Origin of the sequence: Spirillospora sp. NBC_01491, from assembly GCF_036227065.1 — a bacterium.
In the GTDB taxonomy this organism is placed as follows: Bacteria; Actinomycetota; Actinomycetes; order Streptosporangiales; family Streptosporangiaceae; genus Spirillospora; species Spirillospora xylanilytica.
This window is the reverse complement of the sequence record NZ_CP109432.1, coordinates 4810889-4832138: the sequence shown is the minus strand read 5'-3', so window position 1 is coordinate 4832138 and position 21250 is coordinate 4810889. Positions and strand designations below refer to the sequence as shown.

The window sequence follows — 21250 nt, the reverse complement described above, 5'->3', positions numbered from 1 at the left end:
CCGCCGGCGTGGTCACCCGGCGGGCCGATGGCGGCCTCTCTTCGCCTATGACCGGGTGAAGAGCTTCTCCATCTTCGTTTCCATCCATCGCCCGGCGATGACGCTTTCGGCGGGCCGACCGCCCGCCGCGGCGGCCATCGGTTCGATGGGGGCGTCGTGGTTGGGCTGGTAGAAGAAGGGGATGGAGACCCGGGAGGACGTGTTCCCCCTTTCCGGATTGATGACCCGGTGCATGGTCGAGACCCACCGTCCCCCGGTCCACAGGGCCATCAGGTCGCCGATGTTCACCACGAAACTGCCGGGAATGGCTCGGACGTCCCGCCATTCGTCCTCGCCCTGAAGGACCTGGAGCCCGCCCAGGCCGTCCTCTTGAAAGAGGATGGTCAGGCCGCCGAAATCGGTGTGCGCCCCCCTCCGCAACTGGCCCGGCAGCGGCGCTTCGACCTGCGGGTAGTAGTAGTTCGCGACGAGCGAGGACACGTTCCTGTCGAACTTGTCGTCGAAGTGGTCCTCGTCCAGCCCGAGGGCGAGCGCGAACAGGCGCATGAGGTCGTGGGCGAGCTCTCCCATGACGGCCATGTACTCGTGCCAGGTGTCCTTGAAGCCGGCGGGGACGCGCGGCCAGACATTGGCCAGCTTCCAGGTGGCCCAGTCGTTCCCGAGTCCCGCCCGCTCCTGGTCGCTGAGCTCGCCGGTCACGTGGACGCCGAAGGCCTCACAGAGGTCGGGAGGCGACTGCCGGTCGAGGCTCTGCGCGGTGGTCCCGCCGGACCTGCGGAATCCGGATACGCCGGGACGGTGGGCGACCAGGTCCTTCTCCGCGTCGGGCCGTTCGAAGAACGCGTTCGTCACGGCGTACATGCGGTCGATGAGCTCCCGGGGCACTCCGTGGTCCACGATGATGAAGAACCCCGAGTCCGCGCACGCGCCGCCGATCGCCTCGGCCAGCGCGGCGCGTCCCGCCGCGCCGTGCCTGGACGAGATGTCGATGACCGGCACGTATCCGTCGACCACGGTGACGGTTTCCTGCTTCATGGCGTGCGTTCCTTCCGTTGGCTCTTCAGGACTTCGCGGAGACGGACGGGCCGGCCGCCTCCTCAGCGGGTTCCCGTGCCGCGCGCTTCACGGTCAGGGCCGCGGTGACGCACGCGGCGGCGGCGAGGATCCCGAACGCGACCGTCAGGGCGGTCGCGTAGCCGTGCACCGAGCCCTCGGCCGGCGTGGCGCGCCGGGACGCCAGGTAGGCCGCGGTGGCGCTCGCCGCGACGGTGTTGAGCAGCGCCGTGCCGAGCGCGGCCCCGAGCTGCTGCGCGGCGTTGTAGGCGGCCGACGCGGCTCCGATGTCGTGATGGCGCATGCCCGCGGTGGCCAGGGCGGCGGTCGGCGGGATGACGCACCCGAGGCCGAGCCCGGTGAGCGCCATCGCGGGCGCCAGGTACACCGGCAGGACGTCCGTGCTGTGCGCGGTCAGGCGGGTCAGGACGAGCATCCCCGCCGCGGCCGAGAGCAGTCCCGGAACGATCAGCGCCACCGGGGCGACGCGCCCGTGCAGCCTCCCGGCGATGAGCGTGGCGCCGAGCAGGGCGGCCAGCGCGTTGATGATCAGCGTCAGCCCCGCCTCGACCGGCGAGTAGCGCAGGACCGTCTGGGTGTAGTAGCTCATGAACAGGTAGAAGCCGAACATCGCGACGAACATCAGCGTGATCGAGATGAACGCCCCGGCGCGGGCGCGGTGCAGGAGCACCCGCATCGGCAGCAGCGGACGGGGCGCGCGCAGCTCGACGGCGACGAACGCGGCCAGCAGTACCGCACCGCCCGCCAGCAGGCCCAGCACCTTCGGTGAGTCCCAGCCGAGCGGCTGGGCCTCGTTGAAGCCGTAGACCACCGCGGCGAAGCCCGCCGTGCTGAGCAGGGCACCCGGGACGTCGAGCCGTCCGCCCCCGCCGACCGGCCGGTCCCGTGGCACGGCCATCGTGCCGAGCACGGCGAGCAGCGCGATGGGGACGTTGATGAAGAGGCACCACCGCCAGCTCGCGTACTCGGTCAGCAGCCCGCCCGCGATGAGGCCGACCGCCGATCCCGCGGCGCCGACCGCGGCGAACACCCCGAACGCCCGGCCGCGTTCGCGGGCCTCGGTGAAGGTGAGCGTCAGCAGCGACAGCCCGGCCGGGGCGAGCGCGGCGGCGAACACCCCCTGGAGCGCCCGCGCCGCGAACAGCGTCTCGGGGTTCACCGCCACTCCGCCCAGCGCGGACGAGGCGGCGAAGCCGGCCAGCCCGACGGCGAACGTGCGCCGGTGGCCGAACACGCCGCCGACCCTGCCGCCGATCAGCAGCAGCCCTCCGAACGCCAGCAGGTACGCGGTGACCGCCCACTGCCGGCTCGCATCGGACATGCCGAGGTCGCGCTGCGCGGACGGCAGCGCGATGTTCACGATCGTCCCGTCCAGGACCACCAGGAGCTGAGCCACGCTCACCACCGGCAGCGTCCACCACCGGCGCCGTCCGGGACCGTCGTCCACCATGGCCCACCACCTAACGATGTTTGACTTCCCTAACAACGTTCGTCGATGGCACGTTACTACACTTGGCCGACCGGGCAGGGCGACCGAGACGTCAGGTGAGGTGCGATGGGCAAGGCGGACGACGCTCGCGACCAGCGGAAAGGCGGTGACATCCGGAGCGTCTGGCTGCGGCCCCGCCGCGTTTCCCGGGGGGAGCAGCCGCTCACCCTCGCGCGCATCGTCGAGGCCGCCGTCGCGCTGCTCGACGAGGAGGGCATCGACCGCCTCACCATGCGCCGCCTCGCCGAGCGGCTCGCGGTCGTCGCCCCGTCGCTGTACTGGCACGTCGACACCAAGGACGACGTGATCGACCTCGCCGTGGACGCGATCTTCGGCGCGGCGGCGCCGATCGAGCCGGGACCCGCGTCCGGCTGGCGCGAGGACATCACCGCGGTCCTGACCGCCTGGCGGGCCGCGCTGCTCCGGCACCCCTGGGCCGCCGGCGTCCCGGCCCGCCGCCGCCCGACCATCGGCCCCAACTTCCTGGCCGGCATGGAGACCCTGCAAACGACCCTCGTCCGCGCCGGGTTCACCGGCAAGGCCCTCTCCGCCGCGACCTGGGCGCTCTACAACCACGTCATGGGCTCCGCGTCGACCGAGTCCGCCCTGCACATCACCGACGAGGAACGCCGCGTGGGGCAAGAGCAACTGCGGGCCGCCCACGACCGCTACCCCACCCTGGCCGCCAACGGCTACCTCTACGACGACGACTGGGACGGCAGCTTCACCACCGGCCTCGACTACCTGCTGGACGGACTCCAAACCCAACTCGACCGCGAGTAGCCCACCACGACCCGTCCGGCCGCTCCCTCAGGGTGGGGCTGGCTCCACCACGGATCCGGGTGGCTGGCCCCATGCCCCGGACGGGCGCATGCGCCTACCGTTCAAGGAGTCGGCGCGATCGTCGCGCCAGCGGACGAAGGGGATCTCATGGCCGTGGGTCGGGACGAGACGGGGGCGGGCGAAGGCCGTCCGAAACTGCGGCGCCGGCTGGTCACGGGGGCGCTGCTCGGTGCGGTGGTGACGGTGTCGGCGGTGGTGCCGCCGGCCGGGGGCTCGTTCGTCAGCGCGGGTGTCGCCCACGTCGCGCACGGCGCCCACGCCACGAAGTAGCCCGTGGATCGGGCTGTCATCATTTGCCCATGATCTTCCCTTCGAACAGAGAAGACGTCCGGCGGCTCAGCCGCGAGGCAGGGCCCAGGACGATCCGGCTCGGCGATCTGACGGTCAGCCATGTCCCGGACGGCGCGGTCCGGCTGCGACCCCGCGGGTGGTTTCCCAGCACGACCGGCGCCGACTGGGACGACCGTCCCGAATACCTCGACGGCGGGTGCCTGGTGGCGAGCGTCGGCGGCCTCCTGGTCGAGAGCGGCGACCGCGCCCTGCTCATCGACGCGGGCGTCGGCCCCGTCGACCGTCCGGCCGCCCCCAAGCCCTCCTTCCTCGGCCGTATCCACGGGGGCGCGCTGGTGGAGGGCCTCGCGCGGGCCGGCCGGGCGCCCGCCGGCATTGAGGCCGTCGCCATCACCCACCTGCACTCCGACCACGTGGGCTGGCTCGCCCGGCCCGAGTTCGCCGCGACCCCCGTGCTCATCGCCGAACGCGAATGGGCGACACGCGACCTGGCGATCGCACACGGCATCGGCGAGGCGGTCCTGGACGCGCTCGCGCCCCGCGTCCGGACCGTCGAGGACGGCGAGGAGATCTTCCCCGGCGTCCGGATGACCCTGATGCCCGGCCACACCGCCGGGCACGCCGTGTACACGATCGTCTCGGGAGGGCGGCGGCTCATCGCCTTCGGTGATGTGCTGCACTCCCCGGCGCAGATCGAGCACCCCGAATGGCCGGTCGTGGCCGACCACCGCGGGGGCCAGGCCTCCGCGCAACGCGCCGCGCTGATCGCCGAGCTGGAGCGGCCCGGCACGCTCGGCTACGGCGGCCACTTCGCCGACGTCGTCTTCGGACGGGTCGACCGCGACGGCGACCGCCCGTTCTGGAACCCCGAGCCCTGAGCGCCGCACCGCCGCCCGGGGTGGTGCGGGGCGGCGGCGCTGCCTACGGCACGGTCACTTCGTGAGGGTCACGGCTCCGGCGGGTTCGACGCTCAGCCGGTTGCCCTCCGTGTCGAGCTCGACGACGACCTTGTCGCCGTCGCGGGCCTTGCCCGACAGCAGCTCGCGGGCGAGCTGGTCGCCGATCGCGGTCTGCACCAGCCGCCGCAGCGGACGGGCGCCGTAGAGCGGGTCGTAGCCGGTCCGCGCGAGCCATTCGCGCGCCGCGTCGCTGACGTCCAGGGACAGGTTCCGGCTCGCCAGCCGGTCCCGCAGGTGGTCGATCTGGAGGCCGACGATCTGGGTGAGGTCGGCGGTCGACAGCGCCTCGAAGAGGATCACGTCGTCGAGCCGGTTGAGGAACTCGGGCTTGAACGCCTCGCTGAGCGCCTTGAGCACGGCCTGCCGCTTGGCGTCGTCGGCCAGGTCCGGGCTCACCAGGAACTGCGACCCGATGTTGGAGGTCAGGATCAGGATGGTGTTGCGGAAGTCGACCGTGCGGCCCTGCCCGTCGGTGAGCCGGCCGTCGTCGAGCACCTGGAGCAGGATGTCGAAGACCTCGGGATGCGCCTTCTCGACCTCATCGAGCAGCACCACCGAGTAGGGCCGGCGCCGCACCGCCTCGGTGAGCTGGCCGCCCTCCTCGTAGCCGACGTAGCCGGGGGGCGCCCCGACCAGCCGCGCCACCGCGTGCTTCTCGGAGTACTCGCTCATGTCGATGCGGGTGAGGGCCCGCTCCTCGTCGAACAGGAACTCGGCGAGCGCCTTGGCCAGCTCGGTCTTGCCGACGCCGGTCGGGCCGAGGAACAGGAACGAGCCGGTCGGGCGGTCCGGGTCGGAGATGCCCGCGCGGGCCCGCCGCACCGCGTCCGACACGGTGCGCACCGCGGACCGCTGGCCGATCAGCCGGTGGCCGAGCTCGTCCTCCATGCGCAGCAGCTTGGCGGTCTCGCCCTCCAGCATCCGGCCGACCGGGATGCCGGTCCAGCTCGACACCACCTCGGCGATGTCGTCGGCGCCGACATCGGGCTTGACCATGGTCCGGTCGTTGCCCGGCTCGGCGTCGGCCTCGCCGCGCAGCGCCTTCAGCTCCTTCTGGCCCTGTTGGATCCGGCCCTGGAGCCCGGCGTACTCCTTGTACTTGGCGTTCCGCTCGGGGTCGCCGCTGTCGAGCATGGTCGTGTCGGCCTGGAGCTGCGCGGCCTGCTCCTCGGCGCCCGCGATCTCACCGATCAGCGCGCGGATCCGGCCCAGCCGGGTCGCGGCCCGCTCCTGCCGCCGCTCCAGCCCGGCGAGCTCCTCGGACTTGGCCTCGATCTCGGCGGCCAGCTCGGCCGGACGGCTCCGCTCACCCTCGCCCCCGGCCCCGGTGTCGCCTCCCGAGGCGGCGTCGATCGCGTCGGACGCGCCGAGCTCGCGCTCCCGGTCGCGCAGGCGGTCGAGCGACCGGCGCAGCTCCTCGATGTCGAGCGACTGGAGCTTCAGCCGCTCGTCCTCCAGCTCCTGCTCCAGCCGCGGGATCTCGCGGTGCTGGACGTTGGCCGCGTCCTCCCGGTGCCGCTCCAGCGCGGCCTGCTCGGCGCGGCCGTGCGCCTCGTCGAGCTGCTCCTTCAGCCGCCCGATGGTGAGCAGGCTGCTCTTCTCGCGCTCCCACCGGTTGCGCAGCTCGCGGAGCCGCTCCTCCTGATCGGCGATCATCTGGTTGAGCCGGTCGAGCCGCTCGCGCTGGGACCGGTCCTTGGTGATCGCGAGCGCCTCCAGCCGCAGCCGCTCGACCCGCCGCTGCAACTCGTCGATCTCGACCGGCTGCGAGTCGATCTCCATGTTGAGCCGCGCCGCCGCCTCGTCCACCAGGTCGATCGCCTTGTCGGGCATGAACCGGGCGGTGATGTAGCGGTCGGACAGCGTCGCCGCCGCCACCAGCGCGGAGTCGGTGATCTGCACCTTGTGGTGCGCCTCGTACCGGCCCTTCAGCCCGCGCAGGATGCCGATGGTGTCCTCCACCGACGGCTCGCCGACGAAGACCTGCTGGAACCGGCGTTCGAGCGCCGGGTCCTTCTCGATGCGCTCGCGGTACTCGTCCAGCGTGGTCGCGCCGATCATCCGCAGCTCGCCGCGGGCCAGCATCGGCTTGAGCATGTTGCCCGCGTCCATCGCGCCCTCGGCCGCGCCCGCGCCGACCACGGTGTGCAGCTCGTCGATGAAGGTGATGACCCGGCCGTCGCTGTCCTTGATCTCGTTCAGCACCGCCTTGAGGCGCTCCTCGAACTCGCCCCGGTACTTGGCGCCGGCCACCATCGAGGCCAGGTCCAGCGAGATCACCCGCTTGTCCTGGAGCGCGCCGGGCACGTCGCCCGCGACGATCCGGCGGGCCAGGCCCTCCACGATCGCGGTCTTGCCGACGCCCGGCTCACCGATCAGCACCGGGTTGTTCTTGGTGCGGCGGGACAGCACCTGCACCACCCGGCGGATCTCACCGTCCCGGCCGATCACCGGGTCGAGCTTCCCGCCGCGCGCCGACTCGGTCAGGTCGACGCCGTACTTCTCCAGCGCCTGGAAGGTGTCCTCGGGGGTCTCGCTGGTGATCCGGGCGTTCCCGCGCATCTGCTCGAACGCCTCCAGCAGCGCCTCCGGCGTCGCCCCGGCCTCCTTCAGCACCCCCGCCGCCGGGCCGCCGTCGGTGGCCAGCCCGATCAGCAGGTGTTCGACCGAGACGTACTCGTCGCCGAGCCGCTCGGCCCGCATGGTCGCGGTGTTCAGCGTCACCGTCACCTGCCGCGACTGCTGCGGCGCCGACATCGTCGAGCCCGCCGCCTTCGGCATCGCGGCGATCTGCTCCTCGGCCCGGCTGCGCACCGCGCGCCAGTCGGCGCCGGCGGCCTCCAGCAGCCGGACGGTGCCGTCCGGCACCGCGATCAGCGCGGTCAGCAGGTGCTGCGTCTCGATCTGCGGATGGCCCTCGGCCGCGGCGCGGCGCATCGCGACCGCGATCGCCTCCTGGCTCTTGCGGGTCAGCTTGTAGCTCATCTGGCTCTCCCCGTGATGCTCGGCACCGTGGTGCTCACGCGGTGCTGCTGGTCCTACTCCCGGTTGCGCTCGTGCCACACCACGACGCTGGTGTGCCGGATCGGCACCAGGTCGGAGCCGGGGGTGCGACCGGGGGCGTCGCCGTGCCGCCGCTGCTGCGCGAGGCGCGCCGCGACGGCCCGGGTCGACTCGAGTTCGTTGGCGAGCTCCTCCAGCATCGCGCGGGCCTGGCCGAGCTCGTCCCGGAGCCGGCCGTTGTCGCGCTGGAGTTCGAGGATGTGCTTGATGCCCGAGAGGTTGATGCCCTCCTCCTGGGAGAGCCGCTGGATCTCGCGGAGCATCACGATGTCGCGCATCGAGTAGCGGCGGCCCCGCCCCGCCGTGCGGCCGGGACACACCAGCCCCATCCGGTCATAGGTCCGCAGCGTCTGCGGGTGCAGGCCGGAGAGCTGCGCCGCCACCGAGATCACATAGACCGGGGTGTCGTCGCCGAACGGGTCGGTGTTCATGGGCCGGCCTCACTCCTGTCTGGCCTGTTGGAGCAGCTCGCTGCGCAGGTCGTCGCCGTCGCCCGCCTCGTGCAGCTTCTCCAGCGCCTCGCGGGTGTGGTCGTCGACCTTCGGCGGGACGTTCACGTCGACGGTGACCAGGAGGTCGCCCTTGGTGCCGTCGCGGCGGGCGGAGCCGCGCCCGCGGACCCGGAAGGTGCGCCCGTTCGGGGTGCCCTCGGGGAGCCGCAGCGTGACCGGCGGCCCCTGGAAGGTCGGCACCTTGATCTCGGCGCCGAGCGCGGCCTCGGGGAAGGTCACCGGGACGGTCAGCGTGAGGTTGTCGGCGCTGCGGCCGAACACCTTGTGCGGCTTGACCTTGATGTTGACGTAGAGGTCGCCGGCCTGGCCGCCGTTCTCGCCCGGGGCGCCCTTGCCCTTGAGCCGGATCTTCTGCCCGTCGGCGACGCCCGCCGGGATGCGGGCCTGGATCGTGCGGGTGCCGGTCGCCCGGCCGCTGCCGTGGCAGGTCGGGCACGGGTCGTCGACGACGAGCCCCCGGCCGCGGCACTCCTGGCACGGCTCCTGGAAGCCGAAGCTGCCCAGGTTGCGGGTCTCCTGCCCGGTGCCCTCGCAGTTCGGGCACACCCGCGGGACGGTGCCGGCCTTCGCGCCGGTGCCGTGGCAGCTCGGGCAGCCGGCCTCGCTGGTCAGCTTGATCGGCACGGTCACGCCGTTCATGGCGCGGCCGAACGACAGCGTCACGTCGGTCTCGACGTCGGCGCCGCGCCGCGCCCGCCGCGCCCCGCTGGTCGGGCGGGTGCCCGCGCCGCCCCCGCCGCCGCGGTTGAACAGGCCGCCGAACAGGTCGCCGATGCGTTCGCCGGTGCCGCCGCCCGCGCCGCCCTGGCCGCCCTGCTGGCCGAACAGGTCGCCGAGGTCGAATCCGAACCCGCCGCCCTGCTGGCCGCCGCGGAAGCCGCTCGGCATCGACCGGACGCCGTCGTACTCCTTGCGGCGCTTGTCGTCGGACAGGACGTCGTAGGCCTCGGAGACCTCCTTGAACCTGTCCTCGGCGTCGGAGTCGCCCTTGTTGGCGTCCGGGTGGAACTTGCGGGCCAGCTTGCGGTACGACTTCTTGATCTCGTCCTGGGAGGCCGTCTTCGAGACACCGAGGACCTTGTAGTAGTCCTTCTCCAGGTAGTCCTTGGTGCTCACGGCGCCCCGCTCTCTGCTATCGCCACTGCAAAACGAATGGGTCGTACGGGTCCCGGGCGGCGCCGCCCCGGCCGGCCTCGGCCGGGGCGGGACGGCACCGCCCGGATCGGTTCATTCGCCGTCGCCGGCAGCGTCCCCGCCGTCCGCGTCCGGGCCGGGCTCGACCACCGCGACCCGGGCGGCCCGCAGGATCCGCTCGCCGATGCGGTAGCCGGGCTGGAGCACGTCGCCGACGCTCGTCTCGTCGACGTCCGGCGAGTAGCCGTGCATCAGCGCCTCGTGCACCGTCGGGTCGAAGGGCTCGCCCTTCTCGCCGTACTTCGCCAGGCCGAGCTTGCCGACCGCGGCCTCCAGCGCCTCGCCGACGGACTTGAAGCCGCCGGTGAGCTCGTCGTGGTCGCGGGCCCGGCCGATGTCGTCGAGCACGGGCAGCAGCTCGTTCAGCACGCTGCCGACCGCCTGCTCGCGGAGTGCGCCCCGGTCGCGGTCGACCCGCTTGCGGTAGTTGGCGTACTCGGCCTGGAGCCGTTGCAGGTCGGCGGTGCGCTCGGCGAGCTGCGCCTTGAGCGCGGCGGCCTCCTCGTCCGCGGGCGCCCCGGCCCCGGCCTCGGCCCCGGGGGCCGGCGTCTCCGCCTGGTCCCCGGAGCCCGCGGTCTCGCGGACCGCGTAGGTCTCGGGATCGATGCGCCGCTTGTCGCGGATCACCGGGCCCTCGCGCTCTTCGCCCTCGCCCTTGGGGGAGGTCGTCACGCGGCACCGCCCTTCGGCTTGTCGTCGTCCACGATCTCGGCATCGACGACTTCGTCGTCCTGCTGCTCACCGGCCCCGCCCTGGGTGCCGGCCGTCGGGCCCGGGTCGGCGCCCGCGTCGGCCTGCGCGCCCTCGGGGTTCTGGGCGTACATCGCCGCGCCCATCTTCTGGCTGATCTGGGCGAGCTTCTCGGCGCTGGTCTTGATCGCGTCGACGTCGGTGCCCTCGAGCGCCTTCTTGACCTCGGCGACGGCGTCGCCGACCTCGGTCTTCAGCTCGGCCGGGACCTTCTCGTCGTTCTCCCGCAGGAACTTCTCGGTCGAGTAGGCGAGGGTGTCGGCCTGGTTGCGGACCTCGGCCTCCTCCTTGCGCTTGCGGTCCTCCTCGGCGTACTCCTCGGCCTCGCGCATCATCTTGTTGATGTCGTCCTTCGGCAGCGCGCTGCCGCCGGTGATGACCATCGACTGCTCGCGGCCGGTGCCCTGGTCCTTGGCGCTGACGTTGACGATGCCGTTGGCGTCGATGTCGAAGGTGACCTCGATCTGCGGGACGCCGCGCGGCGCCGGCGGCAGGCCGGTCAGCTGGAAGGTGCCGAGCTTCTTGTTGTACGCCGCGATCTCGCGCTCGCCCTGGTAGACCTGGATCTCCACGGACGGCTGGTTGTCGTCGGCGGTGGTGAAGGTCTCCGACCGCTTGGTCGGGATCGTGGTGTTCCGCTCGATGATCTTGGTGAAGATGCCGCCCTTGGTCTCGATGCCCAGGCTGAGCGGGGTCACGTCCAGCAGCAGGACGTCCTTGACCTCGCCCTTGAGCACGCCGGCCTGGAGGGACGCGCCGATCGACACGACCTCGTCGGGGTTGACGCCCTTGTTGGGGTCCTTGCCCGAGAGCTCCTTGACCAGCTCGGAGACGGCGGGCATCCGGGTGGACCCGCCGACCATCACGACCTGGTGGATGCCGTCGATCGAGATGCCGGCGTCCTTGAGGACCTGGTTGAACGGCGCCTTGGTGCGCTCGAGTAGGTCGGCGGTCATCCGCTGGAACTCGCCGCGGGTCAGCTTCTCGTCGAGGTGCAGCGGCCCCTCGGACGAGGCGGTGATGTAGGGCAGGTTGATCTGCGTCTCGGCGCCGCCGGACAGCTCGATCTTGGCCTTCTCCGCGGCCTCGCGCAGCCGCTGGAGCGCCATCTTGTCCTTGGACAGGTCGACGCCGTTGGCGTTCTTGAACTTCTCGACCAGCCACTCGACGACCTTGTTGTCCCAGTCGTCGCCGCCCAGGTGGTTGTCGCCACTGGTGGCCTTCACCTCGACCACGCCGTCGCCGACCTCCAGCAGGGACACGTCGAACGTGCCGCCGCCGAGGTCGAAGACCAGGATGGTGGCCTCGTTCTCCTTCTCCAGGTGGTAGGCCAGCGCGGCCGACGTCGGCTCGTTGATGATGCGCAGGACGTTCAGGCCCGCGATCGTGCCGGCCTCCTTGGTGGCCTGCCGCTGGTGGTCGGAGAAGTAGGCGGGCACGGTGACGACCGCGTCGGTGACCGTCTCGCCCAGGTAGGACTCGGCGTCCCGCTTCAGCTTCTGCAGCACGAACGCGCTGATCTGCTGAGGGGTGAAGTCCTTGCCGTCGATGCTGGTCTTCCAGTCGGTGCCCATCTCGCGCTTGACCGAGCGGATCGTCCGGTCAACGTTGGTCACCGCCTGGCGCTTGGCGACCTCGCCGACGAGCACCTCGCCGTTCTTGGCGAAGGCGACGACGGACGGCGTGGTCCGCGACCCCTCCGCGTTCGCGATGACGGTGGGCTCGCCGCCCTCCAGGATCGCGACGACCGAGTTGGTCGTCCCGAGGTCGATGCCGACCGCACGTGCCATGTCTCTCGTCCTCCGTCTTTTGGCTTCCCTGTATCGCGATACCGCGTCACGTCGCGCCGTACCGCCCCCCGGCGCGTCCCCCCAGGGTGCGGCCGGTTCAGTCTCTGTCGGCAAGGGTGCACCGGGTCGGCCGTCTTGTCAAATGACTTGAGTCGACCCGACTCAACTTTGCTGCCGGTCTCTACAACAGGACGTATGAGCGCCCTATTCCGGTTCCCCAGCGCCCGCCGACCACCGGTAAGAAGGACCGCCGCCTTCACGGCGCTCTACGACACCCACTACCGGCGCGTCTACGGCTGCGCCGCGAGCCGGGCCGGCCGGCAGGCGGCCGAGGAGGTGGCCAGCGAGACGTTCTGCGTCGTGTGGCGGCGGATGGCCGATTTGCCGGACGCCCCACTGCCCTGGCTGTTCGGCATCGCCCGCTGGGCGGGCCGCCGCGCGGGCTGGATGGAAGCCCGCGGTACGGGGCCTCGCGGGCACCTCATAGCCTTCGGGTGCTGCCATCGTCCCCAGCTCAGGAGCCCTTATGCGAGAAGCGGTGATCTGCGAACCGCTGCGTACCCCGATCGGCCGATTCGGCGGGGTGTTCAAGACCGTCTCGCCCGTCGAGCTGGCCGCCACCGCGATCCGGGCCCTCGTCGAGCGGACCGGGCTGCCGGGCGGCGCCGTCGACGAGGTGATCCTCGGCCAGTGCAACCCCAGCGCGGACGCCCCCGCCATCGGACGCGTCGCCGCGCTGGACGCGGGCCTGCCCGTCGAGGTCGGCGGCACTCAGATCGACCGGCGGTGCGGCTCGGGCCTCCAGGCCGTCCTGAACGCCGCGATGCAGGTCCAGACCGGTGTCAGCGAGGTGGTGATCGCGGGCGGCGCGGAGAGCATGAGCAACGCGCCGTTCTACACCACCGAGGCGCGCTGGGGCGTCCGCGGCACGGGACTCGAGCTCCACGACGCGCTCGCGCGCGGGCGGGTGACCGCCGGAGGCGTCCACCACCCGGTCCCCGGCGGGATGCTGGAGACCGCCGAGAACCTCCGCCGCGAGTACGGCATCGGTCGCGAGGAGCAGGACGAGCTGGCCGTCCGCTCCCACCGGCTCGCCGTCGCCGCCCAGCGCGAGGGGCGCTTCGCCGACGAGATCGTCCCGGTGACGGTGCGGTCGCGTAAAGGCGACACGGTCGTCGACACCGACGAGCACCCCCGCCCCGACACCACGCTGGAGGGGCTCGCCAGGCTGCGTCCCGTCCTCGGCCGGGACGACGACCAGGCCACCGTCACCGCGGGCAACGCCAGCGGCCAGAACGACGCCGCCGCCGTCTGCGTCGTCACCACCCCTGAGCGCGCCGCCGAACTGGGCCTGCGCCCCCTCGTCCGGCTGGTCTCCTGGGCGCTGGCCGGCGTCCCGCCCCGCACCATGGGCATCGGCCCCGTTCCCGCCACCGCCCGCGCGCTCGCGTCCGCCGGCCTCACCCTCGCCGATATCGACCTCATCGAGCTGAACGAGGCGTTCGCCGCCCAGGCCATCGCGGTCACCCGCGAGTGGGACCTCAAGGCCGCCGACTGGGACCGGGTCAACGTCAACGGCTCCGGCATCTCCCTCGGCCATCCCGTGGGCGCGACCGGCGCGCGGATCCTGGCCACCCTCGCCCGCGAGATGCACCGCCGGGAGGCCCGCTACGGCCTGGAGACCATGTGCATCGGCGGCGGCCAGGGCCTCGCCGCGATCTTCGAACGCCTGGCCTGACCCGCCCGCTCCGGGCGCGCCCGGAGCGGGCGGCCCGGTGGAATGTCGTGGTCCTGAGGACGGGGCGCCGTGCCGGGTCCGGCGATTCCCGCAGGTACGGGGATCGCGGCCCGTGCACGCCTGATCGTCGCGATGTCCGGGAGGCATCCCCGACGGCGGGTAAGCTACTGCCGAGTAGTGTTCGGCCCCCGGTTGAAGCGCGTTCTGTCGCGAGCCTTACGCTGACAGCCATCGCCCGTACCTCAGGAGGACGGAACAGTGTTCTGGCTCACTTTGATCATTGGGCTCGCCGGGACGGCGGTCGCCCTCGCGCTCGCCGGACGGCGGGTGCTCTTCCTGTGGAAGCTCTTCAAGGTCGGCCAGCCCGACCCTGAGCGGATCCTCCAGGTCAAGCGCGACCCCAAGGCCGACATCGAGGGCCAGGTCGTCGAGGTCATGGGGCAGCGCAAGCTGCTCAAGTGGACCCTCGCCGGCATGGCGCACTTCGCGGTCATGTGGGCGTTCATCCTGCTGGCCACCGTCTACCTTGAGGCCGCGGTCGCGCTGCTGTTCGGGCTCGACAAGCACATTCCGGGGCTCCAGACCTGGGGACCGATCGGGTTCGTCCAGGACACGATCGCGCTCGCCGCCACGCTCGGCCTGATCGTCTTCGCGGCGATCCGGTGGAAGAACTCGCCGGCCAGGCTCGACCGCGGCTCCCGGTTCAAGGGCTCGCACACCGGCGGCGCGTGGCTGATCCTCTTCATGATCTTCAACGTCGTCTGGACGATGTTCTTCTTCCGCGGCGTCGAGTGGGCCAGCGGCAACCTCGACTACGGCAAGGGCGCCTACTTCTCCTACCTGGTCGGGCAGCTCTTCAAGGGGATGAGCCACGACACCCTCGAGGTGCTGGAGTCGGTCGGCCTGCTGCTGCACATCGGTGTGGCGCTGGTGTTCCTGGTCATCGTGGTCAACTCCAAGCACCTGCACATCTTCATCGCGCCGCTGAACGTCATGTTCAAGCGCCGGCCCGACGGCCTCGGCGCGGTGCAGCCGATGATGAGCCAGGGCAAGCCCCTCGACTTCGAGGAGGCCGACCCGGACGAGGACACCTTCGGCCGCGGCAAGATCGAGGACTTCACCTGGAAGGGCCTCCTCGACATGGCCACCTGCACCGAGTGCGGGCGTTGCCAGTCGCAGTGCCCCGCCTGGAACACCGGCAAGCCGCTGTCGCCGAAGATGCTCGTCCTGGAGCTGCGCGACCACGCGTTCGCCAAGGCGCCGTACATGCTCGCCTCCGAGGACGAGCGGGCGAAGTTCACCGACGAGCAGAAGGCCACCATGCAGGTGGACAGGGAGCTCGTCGGCGAGGACGGCGTCATCCACCCCGACGTGCTGTGGTCGTGCACCAACTGCGGCGCGTGCGTCGAGCAGTGCCCGGTCGACATCGAGCACATCGACCACATCCTGGACATGCGCCGCTTCCAGGTCATGATCGAGTCGTCGTTCCCGTCCGAGGCGGGGGTGATGCTCAAGAACCTGGAGAACAAGGGCAACCCGTGGGGGATGTCGGAGACCAAGCGGCTCGACTGGACCCAGGAGCTCGACTTCGAGGTCGCCGTCGTCGAGGACACGATGCCCGAGGACACCGAGTACCTCTTCTGGGTCGGCTGCGCCGGCGCCCTCGAGGACCGCGCCAAGAAGACCACCAAGGCCGTCGCCGAGCTGCTGCACATCGCGGGCGTCAAGTTCGCCGTGCTCGGCCCGATGGAGGCGTGCACCGGCGACCCGGCCCGCCGGCTCGGCATGGAGTTCGTCTTCCAGATGCTCGGCCAGCAGAACGTCGAGACCCTGAACGAGGCGGGCGTCAAGAAGATCGTCGCGACCTGCCCGCACTGCTTCAACACCCTGGCCAACGAGTACCCGCAGATCGGCGGCCAGTACGAGGTCGTGCACCACACCCAGCTGCTCGCGCACCTGGTCGAGGAGGGGAAGCTCACCCCCGTCGCCCCGATCGAGGAGAACATCACCTACCACGACCCCTGCTTCCTCGGCCGGCACAACAAGGTCTACAAGCAGCCGCGCGACATCATGGCCACGGTGCCCGGCGTCAAGACCCAGGAGATGCACCGGCACAAGGACCGCGGCTTCTGCTGCGGCGCCGGCGGCGCGCGGATGTGGATGGAAGAGCGCATCGGCAAGCGGATCAACACCGAGCGCGTGGACGAGGCCCTGGAGACCAACCCCGACACCGTCTCCACCGCCTGCCCGTTCTGCCTGGTGATGCTCGGCGACGCCATCAACGAGAAGAAGAACTCGGGCGAGGCCAAGGAGACCCTGGAGGTCGTGGACGTCTCGCAGCTCCTCATCCGCTCGATCAAGGGTGAGGGCACCGCACCGGAGAAGCAGCCGGTCGCCGCGGAATAGGCCGCCGCAGGGCCCCCGGCGCGACCACCACGGCCGCCCCGGGGGCCTTCGCGTCCCCGTCGGCGTTCTATAGGCGTACATGGTGTCCCGTTGGGCAAGCGTTTCCCCGGTCCGGGATAGGACCGGACCATGGCCGTGCTGCTGTCGCTCCTGGCGTTCCTGATGACGCTCGCCGGTGGTCTCGCGGCCATGCGCGTGCACGACCACCGGCATCTGGTGCTCGGCCTCGCCGGCGGGCTGATGCTCGGCGTCGTCGCGTTCGACCTGGTGCCCGAGTCACTGGAGATGTCCGGCCCGGGACCGCTGGGGGTGCCCGCGCCGATGATCGGCTTCGCGTGCGGCTTCCTGCTGCTGCACGTGGTGGAGCAGTCGGTGGCCATCCACCGGGGGCACGAGGGGGAGTACGCGCCGCACGTCCACGCGCACGGTCCCGCCGTGCCCCGTCCGCCGGCCGCCGGGGCCCAGGCGACCGGGGCCCAGGGAGCCGGGGCGGCGAAGGTGGGGCTGCTGGCCGCGTGCGCGCTGGTGGCGCACAGCTTCATCGACGGGCTCAGCATCGGACTCGGCTTCCAGTCCGGGACCGAGGTCGGCGCGTTCGTGGCGCTCGCGGTGGTCACGCACGACTTCGCGGACGGCTTCAACACCTTCACCGCCGCCTCGCTGAACCGCGCCGGCCGGCGTCCGGCACTGGTGCTGCTGTTCGCGGACGCCCTCGCCCCGATCGCCGGGGCCGCGGCCACCCTGCTGATCAGCGTGCCCCGCTCGGTCCTCGGCCCGTATCTGGGGCTGTTCGCCGGGGTGCTGCTCTACCTGGCGGCGGCGGAGATCCTGCCCGAGGCGCACAGCGACCACCCCAGGATCCTGACGCTCTGCGCGACCGCGCTGGGCCTCGTCGTGGTCCTGCTGGGCGTCGGCCTGGCCGACTGACGTCCCGGGAACATCCGGAACGTCCGGGAACGGCAGAGGGCCGTCCGGTCGCCCGGACGGCCCTCTGTCACCTTCGCGTCCCGCGGGACGGCCCTGGAGCGCGCTGGAGCGCCCCTGCCCGCCGTCCCGGGAACGGTCCCAGGACGTACCCGGGACGGGGACTCAGCTGGTGAGCTGCTTGGCGTAGTCCCCGTTGGTCTTGATCCACTCGTTCACGGCCTCGTCGGGCTTGCCCTTGAACTTGTTCTCCATCAAGTCCTCGAGGGGCCCGAGGTGCTCGTCGTCCATCCTGAACTTCTTCAGCCAGGCCGTGACCTCGGGCTGGTCCTCGCCGAAGCCCTTGCGCGCGATCGTGTTGACGCCGTCGGGCTTGCCCATCGCGCCCTTGGGGTCGGCCAGGTCGCGGATCGGGAACTTGCTGTAGGCCCAGTGCGGACGCCACAGCGTGACGACGATGTCCTTCTTGGCGTCGGTGGCCTTCTTCAGCTCGGTGAGCATGGCCGCCGTGGACGAGGTGGTGACCTTGTACTCGTCCTTGATGTCGTAGGCGGGGAGCATCTCCTCCTGCGACACCCGGTAGAGGCCGGAGCTCTTCTCAATGCCGATGATCTTGCCGTCGTAGCTGGAGCCCTTGCCCTTGAGGTCGGCCAGCGACTTCAGCGGCGAGTAATTCGGCACCGCGATGGTCAGCGGGGCCTTGTCGTACCAGACGCCGACCTTCTCGAGCTTGTCGCCGTACTTCTTCCAATAGTCCTCGTGCGTGCCGGGCAGCCAGGAGTCGAGGAACAGGTCCACGTCACCCTTGGACATGCCGGTGTAGAGGGGGCCGGTGTCCAGCGTCTTGACGTCGACCGTGTAGCCCTTGTCGGTCAGGACCCGCTTCCACAGCGCGGTCGCGGCCTCGCCCTCGGCCCAGCCGGACACCATGCCGATCGTCAGCTTCTTGTCGTTCTTGCCGGAACCGGAGTCGTCGCCGCCACCGCAGGCCGCGGCGGAGAGGGTCAGCGACAACGCCACGGTGGCCACGGCCACCTTCTTGAATGTCAGGCGCATACTGCCTGTGTCCTTTCGTTGTATTTCGGGAGGTTCAACGGGGCGAGTCCGCCGCTGCCGTCGCGGACGCCTTCTCGGACGTCTTCGCGGGCACCTCGGCGGGGGTCTTCGCGCGCGGCTTCGTGGTCAGCTTGGTGGGGTCCACGGTGCGCCCGGAGGACATGTTGCTCGCGCCCCGCTGGAAGAGGGTGAGCCCCATGCCGCCGCCCTGGCCGAACGAGCCGGTCAGCCGGTCGAGGAAGATCGCCACCACGACGACCGCGACGCCGCCTTCGAAGCCCTTGGGGATGTCGACCCGGTTGATGCCCTCCAGCACCTCGCCGCCGAGACCGTCGGCGCCGGCCATCCCCGCGATGACGACCATCGACAGCGACAGCATGATGAGCTGGTTGATGCCGGTCATGATCGACGGCATCGCGAGCGGGATCTGGATGCGGGTCAGGATGCGGTTCGGCGGGGTGCCGAACGCGTGGCCCGCCTCCACCATCTCCTTGTCGACGCCGCGGATGCCGAGCTCGGTGAGCCGGACGCCGGGGGGCAGCGCGAAGATCACGGTCGCCACCACGCCCGGGACCACGCCGATGCTGAAGAAGAACACCGCCGGGATCAGATAGACGAACGGCGGCATCGTCTGCATCAGGTCCAGGATCGGACGCAGGACGCGGCTCACCACGTTGCTCCGGGCGGCGGCGACGCCGAGCGGGAGCGCGATCACCACCGCCACCACCGCCGCGACCAGCACCATCGCCAGCGTGTCCATCGCCGGCTGCCACAGCTCCATGTTGTCGATCAGGCCGAAACCGAGCAGCGTGAACAGCCCGAGCTTCCAGCCGGCCAGCAGCAGCGCCAGCGCGGTGAAGATCAGGATCAGCACCCAGGTGGGCGGAGCGGTCAGCCAGGTGGTGAGGTGCTCGACGGTGAACGTCACCGCGGAGCTGATCCCGTCGAAGAGCACGCCCAGGTTGTCGGTCATCCAGCCGACCAGGCTGTCGAACCAGTCACCGACCGGCACGCGGGGCACACCGGAGGCGATCACGTCATTCTGCGTCAACGGTGCTGCCCTCCTTCGTCAGTTCGAGATCGGGGGTGCCCGCGGGCTCCTCCGTGACCTCCACCACATGAGTGTTGATCGCGCCCAGCGCGGCCAGCAGCGTGACCCGGGGGATCACGCCGAGCAGGGTCCCGTCCTCGTCCGTGACCGGAACCGGGAGATCGCTCTCGGCGCAGCGGGCGAACAGCTCGGCCACGGAGGTGTCGGGCGCCACCGGGTCCAGGTCCTCGGGGTCGAGCAGTGAGTCGAGCGACTGCACCCCGTCGGTGACGGCGTCGGCGACGGCCGTGGCCTTCACCTTCCCGACCAGCCTGCGCTCCCGGGTCAGCACGAACGCCGCGGAGGTCTGGTGCTCGCGCATGGTGCGCAGCGCGGTCCGCGGGCCGCTGCTGGCGGGCACGGTGACCAGGGGCTTCTCCATCACCGACGCGGCGGTCAGCACCCTGGTACGGTCCACATCGGCGACGAACTGCGCGACGTAGTCGTTCGCGGGGTCGGTGAGGATCTCCTCGGCCGTGCCGATCTGCACGATCCGGCCGTCGCGCATGACCGCGATGCGGTCCCCGATGCGCATGGCCTCGTTCAGGTCGTGGGTGATGAACACGATCGTCCGGTTTAGCCGGCGTTGCAGGTCGATCAGCAGATCCTGCACCTCGCGCCTGATCAGGGGGTCGAGCGCGCTGAACGCCTCGTCCATCAGGATGATGTCGGTCCCGGCGGCCAGGGCGCGGGCGAGCCCGACGCGCTGCTGCATGCCGCCCGAGAGCTGGCCGGGGACCTTGTCCTCCCAGCCGTCGAGGCCGACCAGGCCCAGGAACTCCCGGGCGGTCTCCTCTCGTTCTGCCTTGGCGACGCCGCGGACTTCGAGGCCGTACGCCGCGTTGGCCAGAACGGTGCGATGGGGGAAGAGGGCGAAGTGCTGGAAGACCATGCTGACCTTGTTCTGCCGCAAGGTCCGCAGTGCTTTGGGCGACATCTTCGCGATGTCCTCGCCGTCGATCTCGACGCTGCCCGAGGTGAGCTCCAGGAGCCCGTTCAACATCCGGATCAGGGTCGATTTGCCCGAGCCGGACAGGCCCATGACCACGAAGATCTCGCCCTGCTCGACCTCGAAGGTCGCGTCCACCACCGCCGGTGTGACGCCGAGGGCGCGGATCTCCTCAGGATCCGAGCCCGCCTTGAGTTTTCGTTGCGCCTCGGCCGCCTTCCGGCCGAACAACTTGGTGACGCTTTCCGCGCGGAGTATGGACACGATCTCCTTTCGTGTTCCCACGGGCATCCGAAGTGGACGCCGGCCCCCGGCGGTCCGGGGGTGCGCGGAAACTTTGTGAGCGCGCTTATCCGTGCACGGCGCCCGAGGAGATGTGGCTCACGTTAAGAAGCTGTCAACCGGACGCCAACGCTGTGCGTCGACCGAAACTACCCGTCCCGAGAAGATGTTTCATCTTTTGGTGATCTGCGTCACATTTGCCCACGGTGACCTGCCCTCCCGTTCTCCCGGACGAATCGATCAGACCTTCGTCCGGTGGAAGTTGAGATAGGACCGCGACGGTGTCGGCCCCCGCTGGCCCTGATACCGCGACCCGTACTTCGCCGATCCGTAGGGGTACTCGGACGGCGAACTCGTCCGAAATAGGCACATCTGTCCGATCTTCATCCCCGGCCACAACTTGATCGGCAGTGTCGCCACGTTCGACAACTCCAGCGTCACGTGCCCGGTGAACCCCGGGTCGATCCACCCCGCCGTCGAATGCGTGAGCAGCCCCAGCCGCCCGAGCGAGCTCTTCCCCTCCAACCGCGCGGCCAGGTCGTCGGGCAGCGCGAAGACCTCGTACGTCGACGCGAGCACGAACTCCCCCGGATGCAGCACGAACGCCTCGTCGGCGTCCACCTCCACCATCCGGGTCAGATCCCGCTGCTCGACCGCGGGATCGATATGCGGATACCGATGGTTCTCGAACACCCGAAAATACCGGTCCAGGCGCACGTCCACACTGGACGGCTGAACCATGTTCGGCTCGTACGGGTCGATCCTCACCCGTCCGGATTCGAGCTCGGACCTGATGTCGCGATCAGAGAGCAGCACGTCAGAAAAGCTACCGGCTCCCGC

General features: G+C 70.8%; 16 protein-coding genes and 1 pseudogene. 6 read left to right on the top strand and 11 right to left on the bottom strand.

Features of this window, described 5'->3' with window-relative positions; all coding sequences use genetic code 11:
* Positions 1 to 45: 45 nt before the first annotated feature.
* Entirely contained in the window at positions 46 to 1035 is a 990-nt protein-coding gene (locus tag OHA34_RS22450; protein WP_285939722.1) for an isopenicillin N synthase family dioxygenase, read from the bottom strand.
* A gap of 25 nt (positions 1036 to 1060) precedes the next feature.
* Positions 1061 to 2524, bottom strand: a complete 1464-nt coding sequence (locus OHA34_RS22445; protein WP_329518815.1) for an MFS transporter — start codon at positions 2522 to 2524, stop codon at positions 1061 to 1063.
* A gap of 105 nt (positions 2525 to 2629) precedes the next feature.
* Here OHA34_RS22445 and OHA34_RS22440 point away from each other — a divergent pair, with 105 nt between their 5' ends.
* The 3 genes from OHA34_RS22440 (at position 2630) to OHA34_RS22430 (ending at position 4575) form a co-directional block, all read left to right on the top strand.
* Positions 2630 to 3346, top strand: a complete 717-nt coding sequence (locus OHA34_RS22440; protein ID WP_285939724.1) for a TetR/AcrR family transcriptional regulator C-terminal domain-containing protein — start codon at positions 2630 to 2632, stop codon at positions 3344 to 3346.
* Between the two features lie 147 nt (positions 3347 to 3493).
* The gene (locus tag OHA34_RS22435; protein WP_329518814.1) at positions 3494 to 3676 is read left to right on the top strand and encodes a hypothetical protein; all 183 of its coding nucleotides are present in this window, start codon (positions 3494 to 3496) and stop codon (positions 3674 to 3676) included.
* A 29-nt stretch (positions 3677 to 3705) separates the two neighbouring features.
* On the top strand, positions 3706 to 4575 hold the full coding sequence (locus OHA34_RS22430; RefSeq protein WP_329518813.1) for an MBL fold metallo-hydrolase: 870 nt from the start codon (positions 3706 to 3708) through the stop codon (positions 4573 to 4575).
* Positions 4576 to 4629: 54 nt separating this feature from the next.
* Here the strand turns inward: OHA34_RS22430 and OHA34_RS22425 are convergent, their stop codons facing one another.
* From OHA34_RS22425 to dnaK, 5 genes are all read right to left on the bottom strand, one after another.
* Entirely contained in the window at positions 4630 to 7641 is a 3012-nt protein-coding gene (locus OHA34_RS22425; RefSeq protein ID WP_329518812.1) for an AAA family ATPase, read from the bottom strand.
* Positions 7642 to 7694: 53 nt separating this feature from the next.
* On the bottom strand, positions 7695 to 8150 hold the full coding sequence (locus OHA34_RS22420; RefSeq protein WP_285939730.1) for a heat shock protein transcriptional repressor HspR: 456 nt from the start codon (positions 8148 to 8150) through the stop codon (positions 7695 to 7697).
* Between the two features lie 9 nt (positions 8151 to 8159).
* Positions 8160 to 9347, bottom strand: a complete 1188-nt coding sequence (gene dnaJ / locus OHA34_RS22415; RefSeq protein WP_329518811.1) for a molecular chaperone DnaJ — start codon at positions 9345 to 9347, stop codon at positions 8160 to 8162.
* Between the two features lie 111 nt (positions 9348 to 9458).
* Positions 9459 to 10097 (bottom strand): nucleotide exchange factor GrpE, encoded by a 639-nt coding sequence (gene grpE, locus OHA34_RS22410; protein ID WP_285939732.1) that lies wholly within the window; start codon positions 10095 to 10097, stop codon positions 9459 to 9461.
* Positions 10094 to 11965, bottom strand: a complete 1872-nt coding sequence (dnaK, locus tag OHA34_RS22405; protein WP_285939734.1) for a molecular chaperone DnaK — start codon at positions 11963 to 11965, stop codon at positions 10094 to 10096. The genes grpE and dnaK overlap by 4 nt, the downstream gene beginning before the upstream one ends.
* A 526-nt stretch (positions 11966 to 12491) precedes the next feature.
* Here dnaK and OHA34_RS22400 point away from each other — a divergent pair.
* From OHA34_RS22400 to OHA34_RS22390, 3 genes are all read left to right on the top strand, one after another.
* Positions 12492 to 13703: an acetyl-CoA C-acetyltransferase gene (locus OHA34_RS22400; protein ID WP_285939735.1), complete on the top strand. Its 1212-nt coding sequence runs from the start codon at positions 12492 to 12494 to the stop codon at positions 13701 to 13703.
* Positions 13704 to 13961: 258 nt separating this feature from the next.
* On the top strand, positions 13962 to 16109 hold the full coding sequence (locus OHA34_RS22395; protein WP_285939737.1) for a (Fe-S)-binding protein: 2148 nt from the start codon (positions 13962 to 13964) through the stop codon (positions 16107 to 16109).
* A gap of 129 nt (positions 16110 to 16238) precedes the next feature.
* Positions 16239 to 17036 carry a ZIP family metal transporter gene (locus OHA34_RS22390; protein WP_285939738.1) on the top strand — a complete coding sequence of 266 codons (798 nt, stop codon included), beginning with the start codon at positions 16239 to 16241 and terminating at the stop codon, positions 17034 to 17036.
* A 162-nt stretch (positions 17037 to 17198) separates the two neighbouring features.
* Here the strand turns inward: OHA34_RS22390 and OHA34_RS22385 are convergent, their stop codons facing one another.
* From OHA34_RS22385 to dcd, 4 genes and pseudogenes are all read right to left on the bottom strand, one after another.
* Entirely contained in the window at positions 17199 to 18089 is an 891-nt protein-coding gene (locus OHA34_RS22385; protein WP_329518810.1) for a glycine betaine ABC transporter substrate-binding protein, read from the bottom strand.
* Between the two features lie 217 nt (positions 18090 to 18306).
* Positions 18307 to 18984, bottom strand: a pseudogene (locus OHA34_RS22380) (ABC transporter permease); the annotation flags it as partial.
* Positions 18985 to 19126: 142 nt separating this feature from the next.
* Entirely contained in the window at positions 19127 to 20392 is a 1266-nt protein-coding gene (locus tag OHA34_RS22375; protein WP_285939741.1) for a quaternary amine ABC transporter ATP-binding protein, read from the bottom strand.
* Positions 20393 to 20650: 258 nt separating this feature from the next.
* On the bottom strand, positions 20651 to 21226 hold the full coding sequence (gene dcd, locus OHA34_RS22370) for a dCTP deaminase (protein WP_285939743.1): 576 nt from the start codon (positions 21224 to 21226) through the stop codon (positions 20651 to 20653).
* Positions 21227 to 21250: the final 24 nt, after the last annotated feature.